The organism is Polaromonas sp. P5_D5, assembly GCF_054049435.1.
The window spans coordinates 1092509-1112788 of the sequence record NZ_JBFUMJ010000002.1; the positions used below are offsets into that span (position 1 = coordinate 1092509).

21 protein-coding genes are annotated in these 20280 nt (G+C 60.3%); 9 read left to right on the forward strand and 12 right to left on the reverse strand.

What is annotated here, in order from left to right; all coding sequences use genetic code 11:
• Positions 1-146: 146 nt before the first annotated feature.
• Positions 147-539 (reverse strand): hypothetical protein, encoded by a 393-nt coding sequence (locus ACXJKE_RS11790; RefSeq protein WP_457280755.1) that lies wholly within the window; start codon positions 537-539, stop codon positions 147-149.
• Positions 540-675: 136 nt separating this feature from the next.
• Entirely contained in the window at positions 676-1380 is a 705-nt protein-coding gene (gene lexA / locus ACXJKE_RS11795; RefSeq protein WP_457280989.1) for a transcriptional repressor LexA, read from the reverse strand.
• Positions 1381-1526: 146 nt separating this feature from the next.
• On the opposite strand from lexA, the gene ACXJKE_RS11800 reads away from it, so the two are divergent.
• Positions 1527-2483 carry an asparaginase gene (locus tag ACXJKE_RS11800; protein ID WP_457280756.1) on the forward strand — a complete coding sequence of 319 codons (957 nt, stop codon included), beginning with the start codon at positions 1527-1529 and terminating at the stop codon, positions 2481-2483.
• Positions 2484-2579: 96 nt separating this feature from the next.
• On the opposite strand, the gene adk is transcribed toward ACXJKE_RS11800, so the two are convergent.
• The 6 genes from adk to ACXJKE_RS11830 form a co-directional block, all read right to left on the reverse strand.
• Complete coding sequence (adk, locus tag ACXJKE_RS11805; protein ID WP_457280757.1) at positions 2580-3236, reverse strand: adenylate kinase; 657 nt, start codon at positions 3234-3236, stop codon at positions 2580-2582.
• A gap of 186 nt (positions 3237-3422) precedes the next feature.
• A complete protein-coding gene (gene kdsB, locus ACXJKE_RS11810; protein ID WP_457280758.1) occupies positions 3423-4181 on the reverse strand; it encodes a 3-deoxy-manno-octulosonate cytidylyltransferase in 759 nt (252 codons plus the stop codon).
• A gap of 37 nt (positions 4182-4218) precedes the next feature.
• On the reverse strand, positions 4219-4401 hold the full coding sequence (locus ACXJKE_RS11815) for a Trm112 family protein (protein ID WP_122956562.1): 183 nt from the start codon (positions 4399-4401) through the stop codon (positions 4219-4221).
• A complete protein-coding gene (gene lpxK, locus ACXJKE_RS11820; RefSeq protein ID WP_457280759.1) occupies positions 4382-5452 on the reverse strand; it encodes a tetraacyldisaccharide 4'-kinase in 1071 nt (356 codons plus the stop codon). The genes ACXJKE_RS11815 and lpxK overlap by 20 nt, the downstream gene beginning before the upstream one ends.
• Before the next feature lie 22 nt (positions 5453-5474).
• Positions 5475-5903 carry an ExbD/TolR family protein gene (locus ACXJKE_RS11825; protein WP_457280760.1) on the reverse strand — a complete coding sequence of 143 codons (429 nt, stop codon included), beginning with the start codon at positions 5901-5903 and terminating at the stop codon, positions 5475-5477.
• Complete coding sequence (locus ACXJKE_RS11830) at positions 5900-6538, reverse strand: MotA/TolQ/ExbB proton channel family protein (RefSeq protein ID WP_457280990.1); 639 nt, start codon at positions 6536-6538, stop codon at positions 5900-5902. The genes ACXJKE_RS11825 and ACXJKE_RS11830 overlap by 4 nt, the downstream gene beginning before the upstream one ends.
• A gap of 340 nt (positions 6539-6878) precedes the next feature.
• On the opposite strand from ACXJKE_RS11830, the gene xseA reads away from it, so the two are divergent.
• Both xseA and ACXJKE_RS11840 read left to right on the forward strand, forming a co-directional pair.
• Complete coding sequence (gene xseA, locus ACXJKE_RS11835; protein ID WP_457280761.1) at positions 6879-8198, forward strand: exodeoxyribonuclease VII large subunit; 1320 nt, start codon at positions 6879-6881, stop codon at positions 8196-8198.
• A 54-nt stretch (positions 8199-8252) separates the two neighbouring features.
• Complete coding sequence (locus ACXJKE_RS11840) at positions 8253-8834, forward strand: Fe-Mn family superoxide dismutase (protein WP_431096247.1); 582 nt, start codon at positions 8253-8255, stop codon at positions 8832-8834.
• Between the two features lie 66 nt (positions 8835-8900).
• On the opposite strand, the gene ACXJKE_RS11845 is transcribed toward ACXJKE_RS11840, so the two are convergent.
• Together ACXJKE_RS11845 and ACXJKE_RS11850 are read right to left on the reverse strand one after the other, a co-directional pair.
• Entirely contained in the window at positions 8901-9395 is a 495-nt protein-coding gene (locus tag ACXJKE_RS11845) for a DUF192 domain-containing protein (RefSeq protein WP_457280762.1), read from the reverse strand.
• Positions 9396-9489: 94 nt separating this feature from the next.
• Positions 9490-9795, reverse strand: a complete 306-nt coding sequence (locus ACXJKE_RS11850; protein ID WP_457280763.1) for a hypothetical protein — start codon at positions 9793-9795, stop codon at positions 9490-9492.
• A 199-nt stretch (positions 9796-9994) separates the two neighbouring features.
• On the opposite strand from ACXJKE_RS11850, the gene icd reads away from it, so the two are divergent.
• From icd to sbcB, 5 genes are all read left to right on the forward strand, one after another.
• Positions 9995-11254, forward strand: a complete 1260-nt coding sequence (gene icd, locus ACXJKE_RS11855) for an NADP-dependent isocitrate dehydrogenase (protein WP_457280764.1) — start codon at positions 9995-9997, stop codon at positions 11252-11254.
• A gap of 162 nt (positions 11255-11416) precedes the next feature.
• Positions 11417-11794, forward strand: coding sequence for an ATP-dependent Clp protease adapter ClpS (gene clpS, locus ACXJKE_RS11860; RefSeq protein WP_457280765.1), 378 nt, complete (start codon positions 11417-11419; stop codon positions 11792-11794).
• Positions 11795-11863: 69 nt separating this feature from the next.
• Positions 11864-14200: an ATP-dependent Clp protease ATP-binding subunit ClpA gene (clpA, locus tag ACXJKE_RS11865; protein WP_457280766.1), complete on the forward strand. Its 2337-nt coding sequence runs from the start codon at positions 11864-11866 to the stop codon at positions 14198-14200.
• Between the two features lie 124 nt (positions 14201-14324).
• Positions 14325-15782: a cardiolipin synthase gene (cls, locus tag ACXJKE_RS11870; protein ID WP_457280767.1), complete on the forward strand. Its 1458-nt coding sequence runs from the start codon at positions 14325-14327 to the stop codon at positions 15780-15782.
• A gap of 20 nt (positions 15783-15802) precedes the next feature.
• Complete coding sequence (sbcB, locus tag ACXJKE_RS11875) at positions 15803-17269, forward strand: exodeoxyribonuclease I (RefSeq protein WP_457280768.1); 1467 nt, start codon at positions 15803-15805, stop codon at positions 17267-17269.
• Between the two features lie 15 nt (positions 17270-17284).
• On the opposite strand, the gene ACXJKE_RS11880 is transcribed toward sbcB, so the two are convergent.
• Positions 17285-17680, reverse strand: a complete 396-nt coding sequence (locus ACXJKE_RS11880; RefSeq protein WP_457280769.1) for a hypothetical protein — start codon at positions 17678-17680, stop codon at positions 17285-17287.
• Positions 17681-18418: 738 nt separating this feature from the next.
• On the reverse strand, positions 18419-19516 hold the full coding sequence (locus ACXJKE_RS11885) for a saccharopine dehydrogenase C-terminal domain-containing protein (RefSeq protein WP_457280770.1): 1098 nt from the start codon (positions 19514-19516) through the stop codon (positions 18419-18421).
• A 169-nt stretch (positions 19517-19685) separates the two neighbouring features.
• Between ACXJKE_RS11885 and ACXJKE_RS11890 the strand changes: the two genes are divergently transcribed.
• A complete protein-coding gene (locus ACXJKE_RS11890; RefSeq protein ID WP_457280771.1) occupies positions 19686-20117 on the forward strand; it encodes an Lrp/AsnC family transcriptional regulator in 432 nt (143 codons plus the stop codon).
• Positions 20118-20280: the final 163 nt, after the last annotated feature.

Here is a 20280-nt window from a genome sequence, read left to right on the forward strand (position 1 = left end):
GCCGATATTGTGCCTGCAAGATTTTTCTTCCTTGCCGCCGGGGTCACTTCCGACTGGGGATTTTGTATCTCAAGGAAACGCACCAGACGGCGCCGCAAAGCGCATAGGCCCGGGCTGAACTTCTGGTGGGAAGCTTGCCGTACCAGTTATCTCAAAGAGGTTTCTCGCTGGCTCATGCGCTCAAGTTCCGCGCAGACGTCGGCCATGCGGCCGGATATCACCATGCGGCCAGCGCACGCTGGGCCGACATTGGAGTCAAACTCACGGACAACTCGCAGCCGGCTGGGTCGGGACGCCTTGACAGAGCGTTGGACGGCAAGAGTACCAGTGGCGCGGGCAGACGGGCCGCGCATTGCCGCGAAATCGCCGGAAGCAAAGGGTAGCGCAAGCTGGTGAGATCTGGGCTGCGCGCCGGCTGGCGCGGAAAAACGGCTTGCCCCAGCCATACCCTGCGCCGGCAAAAACAATGACACCAATGCCTGCACGGGTGCCAGCAGGACTGACGACATTGGTGTATGTGAAAAACTGATGATTCCCATGATGAACTCCTGTATGAGAGAGGTTTACACAGGCAGGATTGCAAACTGGCAAATTGCCAGGAAGGCCCCGGCACCAGGGTGTTGGCCATCACAACGGCCAAACGCCCGCCACCTGGTGCGTGGCCAGGTGAACTGCCTACATCAGCATCGTGTTGCGAATGAGGCCGACGGCCAGGCCTTCCAGTTCGAAAGGCTCGCCGGGCTCGACCACAATGGTTTTAAAGTCCGGGTTTTCGGGCAGAAGTTCGATCAGGTGCTTGTTGCGGCGAAAGCGCTTGACGGTCACTTCATCACCCAGCCGGGCCACGACAATTTGACCATTCTTGGCTTCCTTTGATTGCTTGACGGCCAGCAGGTCGCCATCCATGATGCCTGCGTCCCGCATGCTCATGCCGCGAACCTTGAGCAGGTAGTCGGGCTGGCGCTGAAACAGGCTGCTTTCAAAATAATAGGTTTGCTCGACATGTTCCTGCGCGAGAATCGGGCTGCCAGCAGCAACCCGCCCCACCAGAGGTAGGGCGAGTTGGGCCAGGCTTTGCAACGGCAGGGAAAACTGTTTGATTCTGGATTCGTTCAGGCTGCGAAGGGCGTCATTGCGCAAACGTATGCCGCGTGAGGTCCCGCTGACCAGCTCGATGACGCCTTTGCGGGCCAGTGCCTGCAAGTGCTCCTCGGCGGCGTTGGCAGAGCGAAAGCCAAGCTCAGCGGCGATTTCAGCACGGGTGGGCGGGGCGCCCGTGCGCGCGATGGCGCTCTGGATCAATTCCAGAATTTGCTGCTGGCGCGCAGTGAGCTTGGGAGCCTCAGAGGGAAAATGTGGAAAGTTATCGAGTGTGCTCATCACTGTTGCTCCTTGAATCACAACTTCAGCCCGCTTGCGTATTGCCTGTTGCCTGTTGGCTTTGGGTACGCACGTTGCTGTAGCTGTTTTAATATCCAGTAACTGTATTTTCATCCAGTTTTTAAAAGATTGCAAGTTTACGTTTTATGTATCCTCAAAATATTGTGATTCTGGGCACTGGCGGCACGATTGCCGGGCAGGCTGCGAGTGCGTCGGACAACATCGGCTATACCGCCGCCCAGGTGGGCGTTGAGCAGCTGGTCGTGGCGGTCCCGTCCTTGGCAAGGTACGGCCCCTTGATGACCGAGCAGGTCGCGCAGGTCGACAGCAAGGACATGAGCTTCGAGGTATGGATGCAGCTGGCCAGTCGGGTCAATTACTTTCTGGCCCAGCCGGACGTGCAGGGCATTGTTATCACGCACGGAACGGACACGCTGGAAGAGACGGCATATTTCCTTCATGCGGTGTGCCGCCCCGATAAACCTGTGGTGCTGACCTGCGCCATGCGGCCCGCGACGGCGCTGGTGCCTGACGGCCCCCAGAACATGCTGGATGCCATGGCGGCGGCGCGTCATGCGGGGGCGAGGGGTGTGGTTGCGGTGTGCGCCGGAACCATCCACAGCGCGCTGGACGTGCAGAAAGTGCATACCTACAAGGTTGACGCCTTTGACTCTGGTGATGCGGGGCCGATTGGCTATGTGGAGGAAGGATTCCTCAGGTTAATGCGAAATTGGCCTGAAACCCATGTAGAACGAGCGCAAGCAGCTATTAAAATAATAGCGAACTCCGTGGTTCCGGTCCAGTGGCCGCACGTTGAGATCGTCATGAACCATGCCGGCGCCAGTGGTGCGGTCGTGGACGCGTTGCTGGCGCAGGGTGTTCAGGGGCTTGTAGTTGCCGCCACGGGTAATGGCACCTTGCACCATGCGCTGGAGGCGGCCTTGCTTCGCGCGCGGTCTGCGGGGGTGCGGGTCGTCCGGTCGACAAGGTGCCTCAATGGTCGTGTCTTGCCCACACCCGGGGATCTGTTTTCTGATTCGCAGGGGCTGAGCCCCGTGAAGTCGAGAATAGCGATGATGCTCGAGCTGTTGGCGCAAAGCTGAACCCTGCCTTCCGATTTCAGTCTGCCGGGAACTGGAATGAAAAAAGCCGTCAGACTGACGGCTTTGGGGTGCAGATGGACTCGCTGGAGGCTCGATTCAGCCCGCCAGCGCTTTGAACGCGCGGGCGGTGATCTCGTCAACACCGCCCATGCCGCTGATGGCTCGGTATTTGGGAGCCAGGTCGGGCTCTGCCTTGGCCCAGCTGGAGTAATACTCAACCAGCGGGCGGGTCTGGGCGCTGTAAACCTCCAGGCGCTTGCGGACAGTTTCTTCCTTGTCGTCATCGCGCTGGATCAGCGGCTCGCCGGTCACATCGTCTTTGCCTTCGACCTTGGGCGGATTGAACTTGACGTGGTAGGTGCGGCCCGAAGCGGGGTGCGAACGGCGTCCGCTCATGCGCTCGATGATGGCGTCGAAGGGGACGTCGATTTCAAGAACGTAATCCAGCTTGACGCCGGCAGACTTCATGGCGTCGGCCTGCGGAATGGTGCGCGGAAAGCCGTCAAACAGAAAGCCCTTGGCGCAGTCGGGCTGGGCAATGCGCTCTTTGACCAGATTGATGATCAGGTCGTCGCTGACCAGCGCACCCGAGTCCATGATTTTTTTGGCTTCAATGCCCAGTTGCGTGCCGGCTTTGACGGCCGCACGAAGCATGTCGCCGGTGGAAATCTGGGGAATGCCGTACTTCTGGCAGATGAAGGTCGCTTGCGTCCCTTTGCCCGCGCCAGGTGCGCCCAACAAAATCAGTCTCATGGATGTCCTCGGATTTTATGAATTCTTGAAGTCAGCCCGAACCGCCGGCCGGTTTCCGCAGGGGCTGCTTGACAGGTATGGAGGGCTGCCGACACGTCCTGCAGGCCTCACACTTGTGTTTTTCCCAAGGATAGCATGCACCCCTGACAGCAACTTACGAGCCGGCGTTATGCCGGGGAGGGCAGGTCAGGAAAACAGCTTGCGGGCGAGGTCCAGGTCTTCCGGGGTGTCAACGCCCGGCCCGGGCGCGTCGCCGGTGATGTGCACGGCGATGCGATGGCCGTGCCACAGCGCCCGGAGTTGCTCAAGGCACTCCAGTTGCTCGAGTGGCGACTGGGGAAGGCGCGGGAACTCCCGCAGAAATCCCACCCGGTAGCCGTAAATGCCGACGTGCCGGAGTGGCCGGGGCAGGCTGCTGCCGGCCTCCCACCACACCTTGCCGGTAAAGTCGCGCGCGGCCGGAATGGGTGAGCGGCTGAAGTAAAGGGCCGTATGGCGCGCGTCAAGCACCACCTTGACCACGTTGGGGTTGTTCAGGTCGGCCAGCTGCTGGATGGCATGCGCCGCCGTGCTCATGGCGCAGTCCGGGCGCTCGATGAGCAGGCGCGCGACCGCGTCGATCAAGGCCGGGTCAATCAGCGGCTCGTCACCTTGCACGTTCACCACAATGTCGTCGTCCGCGAGTCCCAGCACGCTGCAGGCTTCCGCAAGCCGGTCGCTGCCGCTGGGGTGGTCTCCTCGTGTCAGCACGGCGACGATGCCGAAAGACGCGCATTTTTCGATGATTTCGTTGCTGTCGGTTGCGACGACGGTGCGCAGGGCAGTGCTCTGCATCGCGCGCTGCGCCACACGCACGACCATGGGCGCGCCGCCGATGTCGGCCAGCGGCTTGTTGGGCAGGCGTGTGGAGGCCAGCCTGGCCGGAATGAGGACGGTGAAGCTCATGCTTTCGGGGTCTGGCTTGTGTTTTTCAAGGACTCGTTCACAGGCCGAGCTCTTCGTCGGTCAAGGTCCGCGCTTCGCTTTCCAGCAGCACGGGAAGTCCGTCGCGCACCGGGTAGGCGAGGCGGGCGCTGCGGGAAACAAGCTCCTGTTTTTCCCGGTCATAGTCGAGCGGGCCTTTGGTCACAGGGCAGACCAGCAGTTCAAGCAGTTTGGTGTCCATGGCCTGATGGTAAGGGAGAAATCAGCGGTGCCAGCCGGGCATCGAGTGCGGCAAAGAACGCTGGTTCGGGCGAAAACACCAAAGGCACGGCCAGAACCTCCTTTTGTGACGTGCCCTGCAGTGCAAAAAGCTTGACAGCGTCTTTTTCGGTGCACAGCACCACACGCCCTTTGAGCGCCTCCGCCTCCAGGTCTTGATCGGTGAAGTCATGGTGGTCGGGCAGGGCAGTTGTGGCCTGCAGCGTCAGGCCGGTTTCCCTCAGCATTCCGAAAAATGCTTCAGGGTTGGCTATGCCCGCAAGTGCCGCCAGAGGCCGGCCCCGCAGGCTCGTTAGCGCGACCGGTTCGCCCCGGCCGGAATAAGCTTCGTTGCCCAGTTTGCGACTGGAAACAAACCCTTCAAATGCCGGTTTTTGCCCGGTGTGCAGCACAAAATTCAAGCCAACCCGTTCGCGTGCGGGCCAGGGCTCACGCAACGGGCCTGCCGGTAGCAGCCAACCGTTCCCCACACCTCGGTCGTCGAACACGGCAATCTCGATATCGCGTTGCAGGGCGTAGTGTTGCAGCCCGTCGTCACACACGACTACAGCCGTGCCCGGATATGCGGCAAGCAATGCACGCACGGCGTCTACACGCTTGCCGGCAACAAAAACAGGCGCACCCGTTGCACGCTTGATAAGGGCCGGCTCGTCGCCTGAGAGATGAGGGGATGCGCCGGGGATCACCTCCAGGCAGTCGGTGCCGTGCCTTCCGTAACCGCGGGACACCACCCCTACCAGTACCTGTTGCGCCTGCAGATGTTTCACCAGGGCAATCACCAGCGGTGTTTTTCCGGCGCCGCCGGCGATGACGTTTCCGACCACGACCACCGGAACGCCAAAATGTTCGGACCGGAGAATGTGACGGCGATACAGCACCCACCGCAGCCGCACGACCAGGCCATAGACCTGGGCAAGCGGCCAGAGCAGGCATGCCAGCCAACCCCGTCTGTGCCAGGCATTCTGCAAAATCTGTTTCACGTGATGACTGCCATTTCGCCGCGAAGGCTGCATGGAATGGGCAACCGGCCCCGGCCTATCTGGCCCCGGCCGTTGCGGCGCTTTGCGTTGCAAATGTGATTTGCGTCAGCCCCTGGCGGCGTGCGGCCTCCATGACGGTGATGACGGCTTGATGTGTGGCGTTGGCATCGGCGCTGATGATGATGACGCTTTCCTTGCCGGCTTTCGCTGCTTCGGCAAGCGCGGCTCCCAGCACTTCGATGCCACGGCCTTCCACCAAAGTCTTGTTGACCATGTAGCGACCGTCGCTGCTCACGGCGACGATGACTTCCTTGGGATAGTCGCGCTGTTGTTCGGCGTTGGCGATCGGCAGCTTGACCTGAAGTTCGGTGAACTTGCTATAGGTGGTGGACAGCATCAGGAAGATCAGCACCACGAGCAGCACATCGATGAAGGGGATCAGGTTGATCTCCGGCTCGTCATGAGGATGGGGGCGAAAGTTCATTTTCTGAGGGTATTGAGGTGGCGTACAAAACGCTCGGCCGCCAGCTCCATCGTCAGCAGATATCCGTCCACTCGCGCCCGGAAATAGCGCCAGAAAATCAGCGAGGGAATGGCCACCATCAGGCCGAAAGCCGTGTTGTAGAGCGCAATCGAGATGCCTTGCGCCAACTGGGCAGGGTTGCCGCCGGCGGCATTGCTCACACCTCCGCCACCTGCCTGCGAGCCGAAAATCTCGATCATGCCGATGACGGTACCCAGCAGACCGAGTAAGGGCGCGGCAGAGGCGATGGTTGCCAGGGCTGCCAGGTAGCGCTCCAGCTTGTGGGCCGCCTTGCGTCCCGCGCCTTCCAGCGTGGAACGCAGGTCATCTTCGCTGATCCGTGGATTGGTGTTCAGCGCACGAAAACCGCTGGCAAGCACTTCGCCGAGCAGCGAATTCTGTTCAAGTTGCGCCACCACATCGGGGGAGGGGACGGAGGCGCGGGAGACGGTGATGGCTTCGTCAAGCAGCTTGGCGGGGGCGATTTTTCGGATTTTTAGGCTGGTAAAACGCTCGATAACCAGAGCAAGGGCCAAGACAGAGCAGGCAACCAGGGGCCAAATCGGCCAACCTGCGGCTTGTATGATCGAAAACAATGCACATCTCCAGGCAGTAAGTTGTGGTGGATTATGGCTTACAGAAACTGCCATCTCGTTGCAGCCGAGCCTGATCTGTTAAATGTTCGCAACGTCATCGCGTGTCGGACGTAGCCCACAGAAGCTGTGGATAACTTTGTTAGCAAGTGGAGGCACAGCGGCCTCCAAGCCGCGCCAAATCGTGCATGTGACAGAACGATGAAATTTTGAGCAGAATTAAGTTATTCAAAATCAATGAGTTACACGAATTTATCTCGATATCCGCGGGAAACCAGGGGGTTGAGCCTTGAAGGGCGGCTCTCTGTGGAGTATTACACCCGGATTGCCAAGGGGTTTAGGCGTGTTTGATGCATCGACTCCTTCGGGGAAGCCGCAAGCGGGAGCGCGCGACGCGGGCATTCGGGTATGGCCCGTCGGGTCTTTGCTGAGGGCTATTTCAGACAGCCTTGAAGCCCGGTTTAACCCCGTCGCGGTGCAGGGTGAGATCAGCGGTTTTTCGCGTGCGGCCAGCGGCCACTGCTATTTTTCACTCAAGGATGAACAGGGGCAGGTTCGCTGCGCCATGTTTCGCCGCGCTGCCACGATGCTCGATTTTTCCCCGCGCGACGGCCAATTGGTGGAGTTGCGGGGACGGCTGGGTGTTTATGAGCCGCGCGGTGAGTTGCAACTGGTGGTGGAGTCCATGCGCCAGGCGGGCCAGGGCAACCTTTTTGAACAGTTCCTGCTGCTCAAGGCCAGACTTGAAGCTGAGGGTCTTTTCGACCCAGGCCGTAAAAGGCCTTTGCCTTTGCTGCCCCGCGCCATTGGTGTGGTGACTTCGTTGGGTGCCGCCGCCTTGCACGATGTCATGAGTGCTTTGCAGCGCCGTGTGCCACATATTCCCGTGGTTATCTATCCTGCCAGCGTACAGGGCAGCCAGGCAGCCGGCGAATTGCGCGCCGCTTTGCTCAAAGCCTATCAGCGGCGATCCCAGGACCGCGTGGATGTCTTGCTGTTGGTACGCGGCGGCGGTGCCATGGAAGACCTGTGGGCTTTTAATGATGAGCAACTCGCCCGAACCCTGGTGGAATCGCCCATGCCAGTGATCAGCGGGGTGGGACATGAAACCGACTTCACGATCGCTGATTTTTGCGCTGACGTGCGTGCGCCCACGCCGACCGCCGCGGCAGAACTCTGCGCGCAGCCCCAGGCTGTCTGGCTGGGTGCGCTGGACCTGGCTCTGTCGCGGCTGCAAAACGGTGTAGACCGCCAGCTGGAGTCGCACAACCAGCGCCTGGACTGGGCGGCTTCGCGAATCAGCCGGCCGTCGCATCTGGTTACCAGGCAGCATGCCCGTCTGGCCGGGCTCGGCCAGAGCCTGAGCCATGCGGCGCGTTCGGCACTGCAGCACGAACGGCGCAGGCTGCAGGTCTTGGGCAGCGATTTTCCGCACGAAGTGCAAGGCAGCCTGCAACGAGGTCGGCAGCGCGTCGAGCGCGCACAGTTGCGGCTTGAATTACTGGATCCCAAACTGGTCCTGAAGCGCGGTTATGCCTGGCTTGCCGACCTTCATGGGCAGCCCATTACCAGCCAGGAAAATACACACATAGGGCAACCCGTACGCGCTACCCTTGCCGACGGCGAGGTCGATTTGACGGTTTCTGCGCGCAGGCTGATTTAGTTTTTACAATGACATCGTTAAAAGCAGTTTATTCATCACCACGAGGAAAAAATCATGGAACACAAACTCCCCCCGCTACCGTACCCGATCGACGCCCTGGCGCCGCATTACAGCCAGGAAGCCTTTGAATACCACCATGGCAAGCACCACAATGCTTACGTGGTGAACCTCAACAACCTGCAAAAAGGCACTGAGTTTGAAGCCATGACGCTCGAAGAGATCGTCAAGAAATCCAGTGGTGGTGTGTACAACAATGCGGCCCAGATCTGGAACCACACCTTCTTCTGGAGCTGCATGAAGCCTGCCGGCGGTGGCGAACCTGGCGGCGCACTGGCTGCAGCCATCAACGCCAAGTTTGGCTCTTACGCTGCGTTCAAAGAAGCTTTCGTCAAATCGGCCGTTGGCAATTTTGGCTCCGGCTGGACGTGGCTTGTCAAAAAAGCCGATGGTACGGTTGATATTGTCAACACCGGCCCGGCAGGTACCCCTCTCACCACCGCCGACAAGGCCCTGCTGACGGTGGATGTCTGGGAGCACGCCTACTACATCGATTACCGCAACCTGCGTCCGAAATTTGTCGAAACCTTCCTCTCCAATCTGGTGAACTGGAGTTTTGCCGAGGCCAACTTCGCCTGAGGCGAGAAGCCTTCGCTCACAAAAAAGCCGACATGAGTCGGCTTTTTTTGTTTTAAAAGCGAGAAATCAGCGCTTCGCCTCGAAAATCGGGCCACCCAGTTTGCTGCCGGCCTTGATGCGTTTTCGCGCAAACCAGCCCTTGTTCATTTCCAGGACAAAGCGCACGGGTTGGGCAGAGCAGTGTGGGTCTGTGGTTTGAGGTTTCATGTCGGCAAGGTTCACGATGGTGCCGTCATCCGCCACAAAGGCGGCGGTCAGTGGCAGCAAGGTGTTTTTCATCCAGAAGCACTGCTGGGCTGGCTGCTCGAAGATAAAAATCATGCCTTCCTGTTGCGGCATTTCCTTGCGGAACATCAGGCCGATTTGCCGCTGTTCCGGCGTGAGGGCCACCTGTGCCTCAATCAGGTGCATGCCGGCCGACAGCTTGACGCGCTGTAAATTCATCTGGGGGCCGTCCTGCGCCGAAGCACCCAGGGGCACGAGCAGAGCGGCAACAGCCAGTATCTGGGTGAAGCCCTTGAACGTCACACGAAACAAGACGGTACCGGGTTTGAAAAACATAGAGTCACCACGCATGAAGTTGATCGGCCAGCATAAACGACGCGCATAAAAAATGCCCGCACGCGGCGGGCATTTTGACCGAAGTCACCAGGAATTACTTCTTGGCTTCAGCTTTTGCTTTTTTGGCGGCAGCAGCTTCGGCTTTCTTGGCTGCAGCGGCTTCAGCTTTTGCTTTCTTGTCAGCAGCAGCTTTTTCTTTCTTTGCGGCCTTGGCAGCAGCTTTTTCTTCTTTGGTCATTTTGGCTGGCTTTGCTTCAGCTTTGGCTTCTGCTTTTGCAGCAGGAGCGGCTGGCGTTGCGGCAACAGCTGGCTTGGCTGGGGTAGCCGCAGGAGCGGAAGCTTGTGCGAAAGCACCAGCAGCGAAGAGGCCAGCGATCAAAGCAGCGAGGATTTTGTTCATTTGGAATTTCCTTTGATAACGTTATTGGAAAAAATACCCCGAACTTCTCGGAGGCCCTACCGTAACGAGGCCGGTTCCAAAGCCGTTGACACGATGCCCCCAAATTCTTTTGCTGTACGGTTTTACGGCTAGAATTTAGGGGTTTTTACCTAACTGTTGCGTGGCGTGCCCTTGGACGCCTTGCGCTTACCGGAGACTTTTGTTCATGTATCAGCACATCAAGGTGCCTTCCCAAGGCCAAAAAATCACTGTCAATGCCGACAACTCGTTGAACGTACCTGACGAACCCATCATTCCGTTCATTGAAGGCGACGGCACCGGCGCAGACATTACGCCGGTGATGCTGAAAGTGGTTGATGCTGCTGTTGCCAAAGCCTACGGCGGCAAGAAAAAGATCCACTGGATGGAAGTGTTTGCCGGTGAAAAGTCCACCAAGGTCTATGGCCCGGACGTCTGGCTGCCAGAAGAAACCCTGCACGCTGTTCGTGACTACGTCGTGTCGATCAAGGGTCCGCTGACGACCCCGGTGGGCGGCGGCATCCGCAGCCTGAACGTGGCGCTGCGCCAGGAGCTGGATCTTTACGTCTGCCTGCGCCCCATCCAGTATTTCAAGGGCGTTCCTTCGCCCGTCAAAGAGCCTGAAAAGACCCACATGGTCATCTTCCGCGAAAACTCGGAAGACATCTACGCCGGTATCGAGTTCGAGTCCGGCAGCGACAAGGCCAAAAAACTCATCAAGTTCCTGCAGGACGAGATGGGCGTCAAGAAGATTCGCTTCCCGAACACCTCCGGCATCGGCATCAAGCCGGTTTCCAGCGAAGGCACCGAGCGCCTGGTGCGCAAGGCCATCCAGTACGCCATCGACAACGACAAGCCCAGCGTGACCATCGTGCACAAGGGCAACATCATGAAGTTCACCGAAGGCGGCTTCCGTGACTGGGCTTATGCCCTGGCCAAGAAGGAATTCGGCGCCGTGGAAATTGACGGCGGCCCATGGATGAAGTTCAAGAACCCCAAGACCGGCAAGGAAATCACCGTCAAGGACAGCATCGCCGATGCTTTCCTGCAGCAGATCCTGCTGCGTCCCGCTGAATACAGCGTGATCGCCACCCTGAACCTGAACGGCGACTACGTGTCCGACGCGCTGGCTGCCCAGGTCGGCGGCATCGGCATCGCCCCCGGCGCCAACCTGAGCGACACCGTCGCCATGTTTGAAGCCACCCACGGTACTGCGCCCAAGTATGCTGGCAAAGACTACGTGAACCCCGGCTCCGAGATCCTCTCGGCCGAAATGATGCTGCGCCACATGGGTTGGACCAAGGCTGCCGACCTGATCATCAGCTCGATGGAAAAATCCATCGACTCCAAGAAGGTCACTTATGACTTCGCCCGCCTCATGGAAGGCGCAACCCAGGTCAGCTGCTCCGGCTTTGGCCAGGTCATGATCGACCACATGTAAAGCTGGCTCAGCCGGTTTTTCCGAGAACCGCCCGGGAGCAATCCCGCGGCGGTTTTTTTCTTGGCCACGGAAAAGGAAAAAAATCACGCTTGAATGTCGCGTTCCCGCCACCAATTTCCCTATCAGGCGCACTGGACTACATCGGTGGCTAGAATGAATTCCATGGCAACCAAGTCTCCAAAATCCCCCAACTCTCCGGTGCAGCCCCCAGTCCCGGCTATCAAGCCCGATAACGGCAATGGGGGAGAGTCGGTCGTATTGGAGCGCCGGCCGCAAAAGACCAAGCCCCCGCAGATGTACCAGGTGGTCCTGCTCAACGACGACTACACCCCCATGGAGTTCGTGGTGGTGGTGATCCAGGAGTTTTTCAACAAGGACCATGACACCGCCACGCAGATCATGCTGAAGATCCATCTGGACGGCAAAGGTGTCTGTGGCGTGTTTTCCAGGGACGTAGCGGCGACCAAGGTGGACCAGGTCACCGAAGCTGCCCGGAAAAACGGCCATCCGCTGCAGTGTGTCAGTGAGCCCATTGAATAATCGTAAATCCGGCCAATATTCCCTTCATAAGTCAGTAGAGTTAACCCAAGCAAGCCGAAAGGAAGATCAATGATTGCCCAGGAACTAGAAGTCAGCTTGCACATGGCGTTTGTCGAGGCGCGTCAGCAGCGCCACGAGTTCATCACCGTTGAGCATCTCTTGCTTGCCTTGCTGGACAACCCCAGTGCAGCCGAGGTATTGCGCGCCTGCTCAGCCAATGTGGACGACTTGCGCAAGTCGTTGGCCAATTTCATCAAGGACAACACCCCGCAGGTCGCCGGCACCGACGATGTCGACACGCAGCCCACGCTGGGCTTCCAGCGCGTGATCCAGCGCGCCATCATGCACGTGCAGTCCACCGGCAATGGCAAGAAGGAAGTCACCGGCGCCAATGTGCTGGTCGCCATTTTTGGTGAAAAAGACTCCCACGCCGTGTATTACCTCCACCAGCAGGGCGTAACCCGCCTGGACGTGGTGAATTTCATCGCGCACGGCATCAAGAAGAGCGATCCACCCGAGCCAGCCAAGGCCGGCGAGAGCGCCGCCGAGAACGAAGAGGGCGGCGAGAAGAACGAAAAAGCCTCACCGCTTGAACAATTCACCGTCAACCTGAACCAGCTCGCCAAGGACGGCAAGATCGATCCGCTGATCGGCCGCCAGTATGAAGTCGAGCGCGTCATTCAGATTCTCTGCCGCCGCCGCAAGAACAACCCGCTGCTGGTCGGTGAGGCCGGTGTGGGTAAAACCGCGATTGCCGAGGGCCTGGCCTGGCGCATCACGCAAAAAGACGTACCCGAGATCCTGGCCGAAGCCAATGTGTACTCGCTCGACATGGGCGCATTGCTGGCCGGCACCAAGTACCGCGGTGACTTCGAACAACGCCTGAAGGGCGTGCTCAAGGCATTGAAGGACAAGCCCAACGGCATCCTGTTCATCGACGAAATCCACACCCTGATCGGTGCCGGTGCGGCCTCGGGCGGTACGCTGGATGCGTCCAACCTGCTCAAGCCGGCGCTGTCCAGCGGCCAGCTCAAGTGCATCGGCGCGACCACCTTCACCGAATACCGCGGTATCTTCGAAAAAGATGCGGCCCTGTCGCGCCGCTTCCAGAAGGTCGATGTGGTCGAGCCGACCGTGCAGGAAACGGTCGACATCCTCAAGGGCCTGAAGTCGCGCTTTGAAGAGCACCACAGCGTCAAGTACGCCGTGGCTGCCCTGCAGGCTGCCGCCGAGCTCAGCGCCAAGTACATCAACGATCGCCATCTGCCCGACAAAGCCATTGACGTGATCGATGAAGCCGGCGCTGCCCAGCGCATCCTGCCCGCGTCCAAACGCAAGAAGATCATCACCAAGGCCGAGGTCGAAGAGATCGTGGCCAAGATCGCCCGCATCCCGCCCGCCAATGTCTCCAACGACGACCGCGGCAAGCTGCAGACGCTCGAGCGGGACCTGAAAAGCGTGGTCTTCGGCCAGGACAAGGCCCTTGAAGTGCTGGCCTCTGCCGTCAAGATGGCGCGCTCCGGCCTGGGCAAGGACGACAAGCCGATCGGCTCCTTCCTGTTCTCCGGCCCCACTGGCGTCGGCAAGACGGAAGCTGCCAAGCAACTGGCCTACATCATGGGCATCGAGTTGATCCGCTTCGACATGTCCGAGTACATGGAACGCCATGCCGTGAGCCGCCTGATTGGCGCGCCTCCGGGTTACGTCGGTTTTGACCAGGGTGGCTTGCTGACTGAGGCCATCACGAAGAAGCCGCACGCCGTGCTGCTGCTTGACGAGATCGAAAAGGCGCACCCGGACATCTTCAACGTGTTGCTGCAGGTCATGGACCACGGCACGCTGACGGACAACAACGGGCGCAAGGCCGATTTCCGCAACGTCATCATCGTCATGACCACCAACGCCGGTGCCGAGACGATGAACAAGGCGACCATTGGCTTTACCAACCCGCGCGAGTCCGGCGACGAGATGGCCGACATCAAGCGCCTGTTTACGCCCGAGTTCCGCAACCGCCTGGACGCGACTGTCAGCTTCAAGGCGCTGGACGAAACCGTCATCCTGCGCGTGGTCGACAAATTCCTGCTGCAGCTCGAAACGCAACTGGCCGAGAAGAAGGTGGAAGTCACCTTCACCGATACGCTGCGCAAGTACCTCGGCAAGAAGGGCTTTGATCCGCTGATGGGCGCCCGCCCGATGCAGCGCCTGATCCAGGACACGATCCGCCGTGCGCTGGCCGACGAGCTGCTGTTTGGCCGGCTGACCGACGGTGGCCGCCTGACGGTGGACATGAAGGTCACGACGGACGAGAAGGGCGTTGAGACCGGAGAAGTCCAGCTCGACATCCAGCCGCTGCCGAAGAAGGAAGGTAAAGCCAAGCCGGAAGCCGAAGCGGCAGAAACCAACTGACCATTCGCTGATCGAGCCGATCCAGCGGCGCGGATAGTTTCCGCGCACCCAAAAAAGGCCGCTAGCATCACGCTATCGGCCTTTTTTCATTTCGCCCGCGCCCCAACCCCAGAGACACCCCGCTTTGACCCTTCCCGAACTCAGCTCAGAATGGAAAACCGGCCTCTCCCTGGTCTGGAGTGCCTACATTGCAGTGCTGTCGGTCTGGATCGTGATGCAAAAGCGCGCGCCGGTCTCCACCATGAGCTGGATCCTGTCGCTGGCCCTGCTGCCGTTTGCCGGCTTCGTGATTTACTACTTCCTCGGTCCCCAGCGCCTCAAAAAGCAGCGCCTCAAGCGGCTGCGCAGCCGCGCCGGTGCGCGTGGCGATGCCGATCTGGCCCAGTTGCAGGGCGTGGCCGAAAGAGCACCTCCGGCGCTGCGGCAGATGACCGCCCTGGGAACCGCCGCCTGCGGCCTTCCGGTGTCCAGTGCCACAGGCGTCCAGCTGCTTTCAGGCGGGGCGCATACCTTCGACAGCATCTTCCAGGCGATCCGCGACGCCCGCCATCATGTGCACCTCGAGTACTATATTTTTGAACCCGACCGCATCGGCACTGCCCTGCGCGACTTGCTGGCCGAAAGGGCCGAGCAGGGCGTCAAGGTGCGGCTGCTGGTCGATGCGCTCGGCTCCAAGCGGCTTGGGAGCCGGTTTCTGGCACCGCTGGAGGCCGCCGGCGTCGAGGTTGCATTCTTTCACGATACCCGCATAGGCCGCCGCCTGCGCCCGGTGACCAACTACCGCACCCACCGCAAGATTGTCGTCTGCGACGGCCGTGTCGGCTTCACGGGCGGCGTCAACATCACCGATGAAGAAGACCGGCGCACCCGCGCCGATGCCTACCATGATGTGCACCTGCGCATTGAAGGCAGCGCGGTGCGGTGGCTGCAGACCACCTTCCTGGAAGACTGGACCTATGCCACCGGCGAATCGATAGCCGACACGGACGGGACCCTTCCGCACCTGCTGCCCCTCCTGGTGCCCGACGAAGAAGCCGGCGACATCCCGGTGCAGGTAGTGACCAGCGGGCCGGACAACATGCTGGAGCCGATTCACCGCATGCACCTGGCCGCCATCAATGCCTCCACCCAGCGCGCCTGGTTGACCACGCCTTACTTCGTGCCAGGGGAGCCCGCGCTGATGGCTCTAACCAGCGCTGCACTGCGCGGCGTCGACGTGCGCCTGCTGGTGCCGCGCCGCAGCGACAGCTTTGTCGTCAGCGCCGCGGCGCGCTCCTACTTCGACGAACTGATCGCCGCTGGCGTCAAGGTCTGGGAGTACAAGGCCCGCATGCTGCACTCCAAAACACTGGTCGTCGACGACAGCTGTGCCATGGTCGGCACCGCCAATTTCGACAACCGCAGCTTTCGCCTCAACTTCGAAGTGATGGCCGTGGTCTACGGCCCCGCGCTGGCAGGGCCGCTCGCTGCGCAGTTTGAAACCGACCTGCTCAGCGCCGCGCCCGTGCGCGCACATCGCCCCCAGAACTTTTTGATGCGCCTGCTCGACGCCACGGCGCGGCTGTTTTCACCCTTGCTCTAATTACCTACTTCGAGTTCTTCATGCCCCACACCTTCCTCTGGCACGACTACGAAACCTTCGGCATCAACCCGCGCCGCGACCGGCCCGCGCAGTTCGCCGGCATTCGCACCGACGCCGAGCTCAACGAAATCGGCGAGCCGCTGATGATTTATTGCAAGCCGGCCAACGACTACCTGCCCAATCCAGAGTCCTGCCTGCTCACCGGCATTACCCCCCAGTTGTGCATGGAGCGTGGCGTGGCCGAGCACGAATTCGCCGCGCAGATCGAAGCCGTTCTGGCCGAGCCGGGCACGATCGGCGTGGGCTACAACACCATCCGCTTCGACGACGAAGTCACGCGCTACATGTTCTGGCGCAACCTCATTGACCCCTATGCGCGCGAATGGCAAAACGACTGCGGCCGCTGGGATCTGCTCGATGTCGTGCGCATGGCCTATGCGCTGCGGCCCGAGGGCATCACCTGGCCGCTCAAGCCCGACGAACGCAGGCCGGACGACGCCAGCGCCGTCCGCCCCAGCTTCAAGCTCGAAGACCTGGCGCGTGCCAACGGCCTGCTGCACGAGTCGGCGCACGACGCCCTGTCTGACGTGCGCGCCACCATCGCGCTGGCCCGCCTGATCCGCAAGGCGCAACCCAAGCTTTTCGACTTTTGCCTGGGCCTGCACAAAAAAGACCGCGTGGCCGCAGAGCTCGGCTTGCCCACCAGCCCGCAAACAGCCCAGCCGTTTTTGCACGTCTCGGGCATGTTCCCGCCAGAGCGCGGCTGCCTGGCCGTCATGTGGCCGCTGGCAACGCATCCGACGAACAAGAACGAGCTGCTGGCCTGGGACTTGTCGCAAGACCCGAGTGAGCTGCCCCTGCTCGACGTTGCCACGTTGCGGCAACGCCTCTTCAGCAAATCGGCCGAGCTGCCCGAAGGCGTGCAGCGGCTGCCCCTCAAGTCGGTTCACCTGAACAAGTCACCCATGGTCGTGCGCAAGCTCGCCACGCTGTCGCCGGAGATGGCCGCCAAATGGAATGTAGACATCCCTGCAGCGCTGGCCAACGCCGAAAAAGCCGCCGGCCTGCCCGACATGAGCGCCATCTGGCCCGAAGTCTTCCAGCGGCCCAAAGAGCCCACGCCGGATGTTGATGAAGACCTGTACGGCGGCTTCATCAACAACACCGACAGGCGCCGGCTGAACCAGCTGCGCGCCTTGCCCCCCGCCGAGCTGGCTCATGCCCGCATCGGCTTTGACGATGAGCGCCTCGGGGAACTGGTGTTTCGCTACCGGGCGCGCAACTTTGCCGAAACCCTGTCGCCCGAAGACGCCGAACGCTGGGAAGCGCATCGCGCTGCGCGCCTGCTGGAGGGTGAGGGCGGGGCACGCAATGTGGATGCGCTGTTTGCCGAGATTGATGTGTTGGCGGAGACGGCAGATGAGAAGGGGCAGGCGGTGCTTGAGGCGCTTTATGAGTATGCGGAGATGATTGCGCCTGAGGACTGAGGCGCACAACCGGGCTCAAGGCGCGTCTTTTCTCCAGCCGGGATAGGGAAAAGGTGGCAATACCTGTTGTGAAGTCTTCTTGCCAGTATCGCGGTACACAAACTCGATTCTGACAACTCGCCATTTTTGCTGGATGAGTTTGAGATAAACCGTATAGGCATTGGGATCTCGCCCGAAATCTCCGACCTCACCGACGACCGCCACAGCATTTTCGGTATCGACCGGGCTTACGCTGGTGACAAAGTGGCCAGCGCCGGTGCCGAGGTAATAGGACTTGGCGAACAGTTCCACATTGGCTTCAAGGTTTTTTTGAGAAACCTCAGACAGCATTGACTGGGCATAGCACCCTGCAGACAAAGCCGTTATTGCTGCCGAAAAGAAAATCCGGCAGACGGTGTGTGAAATATTCATGGCGTGTGGAATTGATGTTCAACCACGGTGGCGTGTTTCACGCAGATCATAGATGCTGAGGGCGGCTGGCCGGGGGTTGCCCGGCGGCAAGTAACTTTCTTTTGCTTCGCCAAAAGAAAGTCACCAAAGAAAAGGCGACCCTGCTGTCTGCGACCCCTTCGCTTCGCTACGGGGCAACCTGCGGTGCTCGGTTCAGGCGGGGTCTCGCTCGAACTCGCTTCGCTCAGACAATCGCGATCCCTGATCCGCCTGAACCTGCGCTCCTCGGCGCAGACAGAAGGGAAGGGGCAATCGGGTGCGGGAACCGAAGACAAATGCCAGCTCCAATACCGACAAGGACTCGCCATGGCGAGTCCTTGTTTCTTCCGGTATTCGGCTGTTAGGTATTCCTTCCCCAACCCCTTGTGGATGCGCCGAGGAGCACAGGGCCAGACGGATCAGGGCAAAAACTTGTTTGAGCGAAGCGAGTTGTTTTTGACCCCGGCTGGACCGAGCACCGCAGGTTGCCCGCAGCGAAGCGAAGGGACGCAGGAACCAGGGTCGCCTTTTCTTTGCTTACTTTCTTTTGGCGAAGCAAAAGAAAGTGAGTTGCATGCCGGGCAACCCCCGGCCAACCGCCCTCAGCAAAGACCGCCCCCATCAAACCAACAACAACCCAAAAAGAAGCCGCTATCAATTCAATAGCTGCTACCGCTCGCCCCCATTAACCGCAACGCCTGGTTTTCAAAAAATCAACCCTCAAGCCGCAGCCCGCTCCACCAAAGGCGCATAAGCCCCACCAAACCGGTTCCCCAGAAAATCCCCCAAAGCAATATCCTCCTGCCGCACAAACCCCTGCGCAGGCAAACGCCCGTTAGCCAGCAAATCCAGCACCGTGCAAATACCAGCCGCCGTAGTGATCTGGATCGCACTGCGCAGCACGCCGCCGACCACGTGGCTGTATACCTTGTGGGCGTAGGTCTCCTGCATCAGCCGGCCTTCGCGCTGGCCGCTCACGGTGACGAACACGATGACCACGTCCTGCATCGTTGTGGGCAGGGCGTTTTCCAGTATGTCTTTCAGTACACCGCGGCGGTCGCGCAGGCGCAGGTCGTTGAGCAGTGCCTTCATGATCGCCGCGTGGCCGGGATAGCGGATGGTCTTGTAGTTGAGGTTGGTGACCTTGCCCTGCAGCGTCTCGCACAGGGTGCCCAGGCCGCCTGAGGTATTGAAGGCCTCGTACGTCACGCCGTCGAGCGAAAACTCCTCATGCTCAGCCAGCGGCGGCACCTGGCGCAGCACGCCTTCCACAATGGCTTCGCAGGGTTCGCAGTACTCGTTGATGACGCCGTCGGTGCTCCAGGTCAGGTTGTAGTTCAGCGCGTTCGACGGGAACTGGGGCAGGGCGCCTACGCGCATGCGCACGCTGTGCAGGCTGTCAAAACGCCGGCACAGGTCGGCCGCCACGATAGACACAAAGCCCGGCGCCAGGCCGCATTGCGGGATCAGCGCTGAGCGCGCGGTGCTGGCCAGCTCCCGCACGCGCCGCGTGCTGGCCACGTCTTCGGTCAGGTCCAGGTAGTGCACACCGGCTGCCACGGCAGCTTCGGCAATCGATGTGGTGAGGTGGAACGGCGCCGCGCTGAGCACCGCAAACTGCCCTTCAAGCGCTGCGCGCAGGGCGACAGGGTCGGTGACGTCCAGCACCTTCAATTGAACCCCGGCGCCGGCCTTGATACCTGCAAGTGCGGCCTGCGATGCGTCCACCACCGTCACCGCGTAGTCCTGGCTGGAGCCCAGCAGGGCGGCAATGGTTGAGCCGATTTTGCCTGCGCCTACGACCATGATCTTTTTCATATCCGCTCCTTGATGGGCCCCTCCAGGTGAAGGGCGTTGACTGATTGTGGAGCGCAGCACCGGCGGTTGGTAGTATCAATTTATACAAATAGAAGTCATAATTTAGTGAAATAGAAGGCATCTACCATCTATTTGCCTACCCTGCTTTAACCATAGTCACGCCCGGCACATGAATCTCGACGCCATAGACCAGATACTGCTCAGCGAATTGCGTGAAAACGCGCGCTGCCCGGTGGCTTTGCTCGCCCGCAAGGTGGGTTTGTCGCGCACCGCGGTGCAGGCCCGCATGGAGCGGCTGGAGCGCGACAAGGTCATCACCGGCTACGGCGTGCGCACCGGCGACGCGTATGAGCAGTCGCAGGTAGCCGCCCACGTGATGCTCACCGTCGGCCCCAAGCTGTCGGGCCCGGTGGAGGCGGCGCTACGCAAGATTCCCGAGGTCCGCTCACTGCTCTCCGTCAGCGGCACGTTCGACATGATCGCCATCGTGCAGGCCGGCTCGATTGAGCGGCTCGATGCGCTGATCGATGGCATCGGCCTGCTAGACGGGGTCGAGCGCACCAATACATCAGTGGTGCTGTCTACGCGCATTCAGCGCTGACATCTTGCTGCTGGCGCCCCTTGAACGTGGCGCTCCTGCCGCCAGCCGATTGCTATACATTTAATAGCGGCTCGCGCCCGTTGTAATTGGTGAAAGGCCATTTTTCTTCCAAAAAAATGATGCTTCCGGACTCAAAAATGGCTTCCTGTCGGCCAAAAAGCAC

Coding starts and splice junctions, on each gene's coding strand:
- ACXJKE_RS11890 (WP_457280771.1), top strand. CDS start 19,686: ATGAATCTCGACGCCATAGACCAGATACTGCTCAGCGAATTGCGTGAA.
- ACXJKE_RS11885 (WP_457280770.1), bottom strand. CDS start 19,516: ATGAAAAAGATCATGGTCGTAGGCGCAGGCAAAATCGGCTCAACCATT.
- lexA (WP_457280989.1), bottom strand. CDS start 1,380: ATGAGCACACTCGATAACTTTCCACATTTTCCCTCTGAGGCTCCCAAG.
- ACXJKE_RS11800 (WP_457280756.1), top strand. CDS start 1,527: ATGTATCCTCAAAATATTGTGATTCTGGGCACTGGCGGCACGATTGCC.
- ACXJKE_RS11850 (WP_457280763.1), bottom strand. CDS start 9,795: ATGAACAAAATCCTCGCTGCTTTGATCGCTGGCCTCTTCGCTGCTGGT.
- clpA (WP_457280766.1), top strand. CDS start 11,864: ATGATTGCCCAGGAACTAGAAGTCAGCTTGCACATGGCGTTTGTCGAG.
- ACXJKE_RS11880 (WP_457280769.1), bottom strand. CDS start 17,680: ATGAATATTTCACACACCGTCTGCCGGATTTTCTTTTCGGCAGCAATA.
- clpS (WP_457280765.1), top strand. CDS start 11,417: ATGGCAACCAAGTCTCCAAAATCCCCCAACTCTCCGGTGCAGCCCCCA.
- adk (WP_457280757.1), bottom strand. CDS start 3,236: ATGAGACTGATTTTGTTGGGCGCACCTGGCGCGGGCAAAGGGACGCAA.
- lpxK (WP_457280759.1), bottom strand. CDS start 5,452: ATGCAGCCTTCGCGGCGAAATGGCAGTCATCACGTGAAACAGATTTTG.
- ACXJKE_RS11845 (WP_457280762.1), bottom strand. CDS start 9,395: ATGTTTTTCAAACCCGGTACCGTCTTGTTTCGTGTGACGTTCAAGGGC.
- ACXJKE_RS11790 (WP_457280755.1), bottom strand. CDS start 539: ATGGGAATCATCAGTTTTTCACATACACCAATGTCGTCAGTCCTGCTG.
- ACXJKE_RS11815 (WP_122956562.1), bottom strand. CDS start 4,401: ATGGACACCAAACTGCTTGAACTGCTGGTCTGCCCTGTGACCAAAGGC.
- kdsB (WP_457280758.1), bottom strand. CDS start 4,181: ATGAGCTTCACCGTCCTCATTCCGGCCAGGCTGGCCTCCACACGCCTG.
- ACXJKE_RS11825 (WP_457280760.1), bottom strand. CDS start 5,903: ATGAACTTTCGCCCCCATCCTCATGACGAGCCGGAGATCAACCTGATC.
- sbcB (WP_457280768.1), top strand. CDS start 15,803: ATGCCCCACACCTTCCTCTGGCACGACTACGAAACCTTCGGCATCAAC.
- ACXJKE_RS11840 (WP_431096247.1), top strand. CDS start 8,253: ATGGAACACAAACTCCCCCCGCTACCGTACCCGATCGACGCCCTGGCG.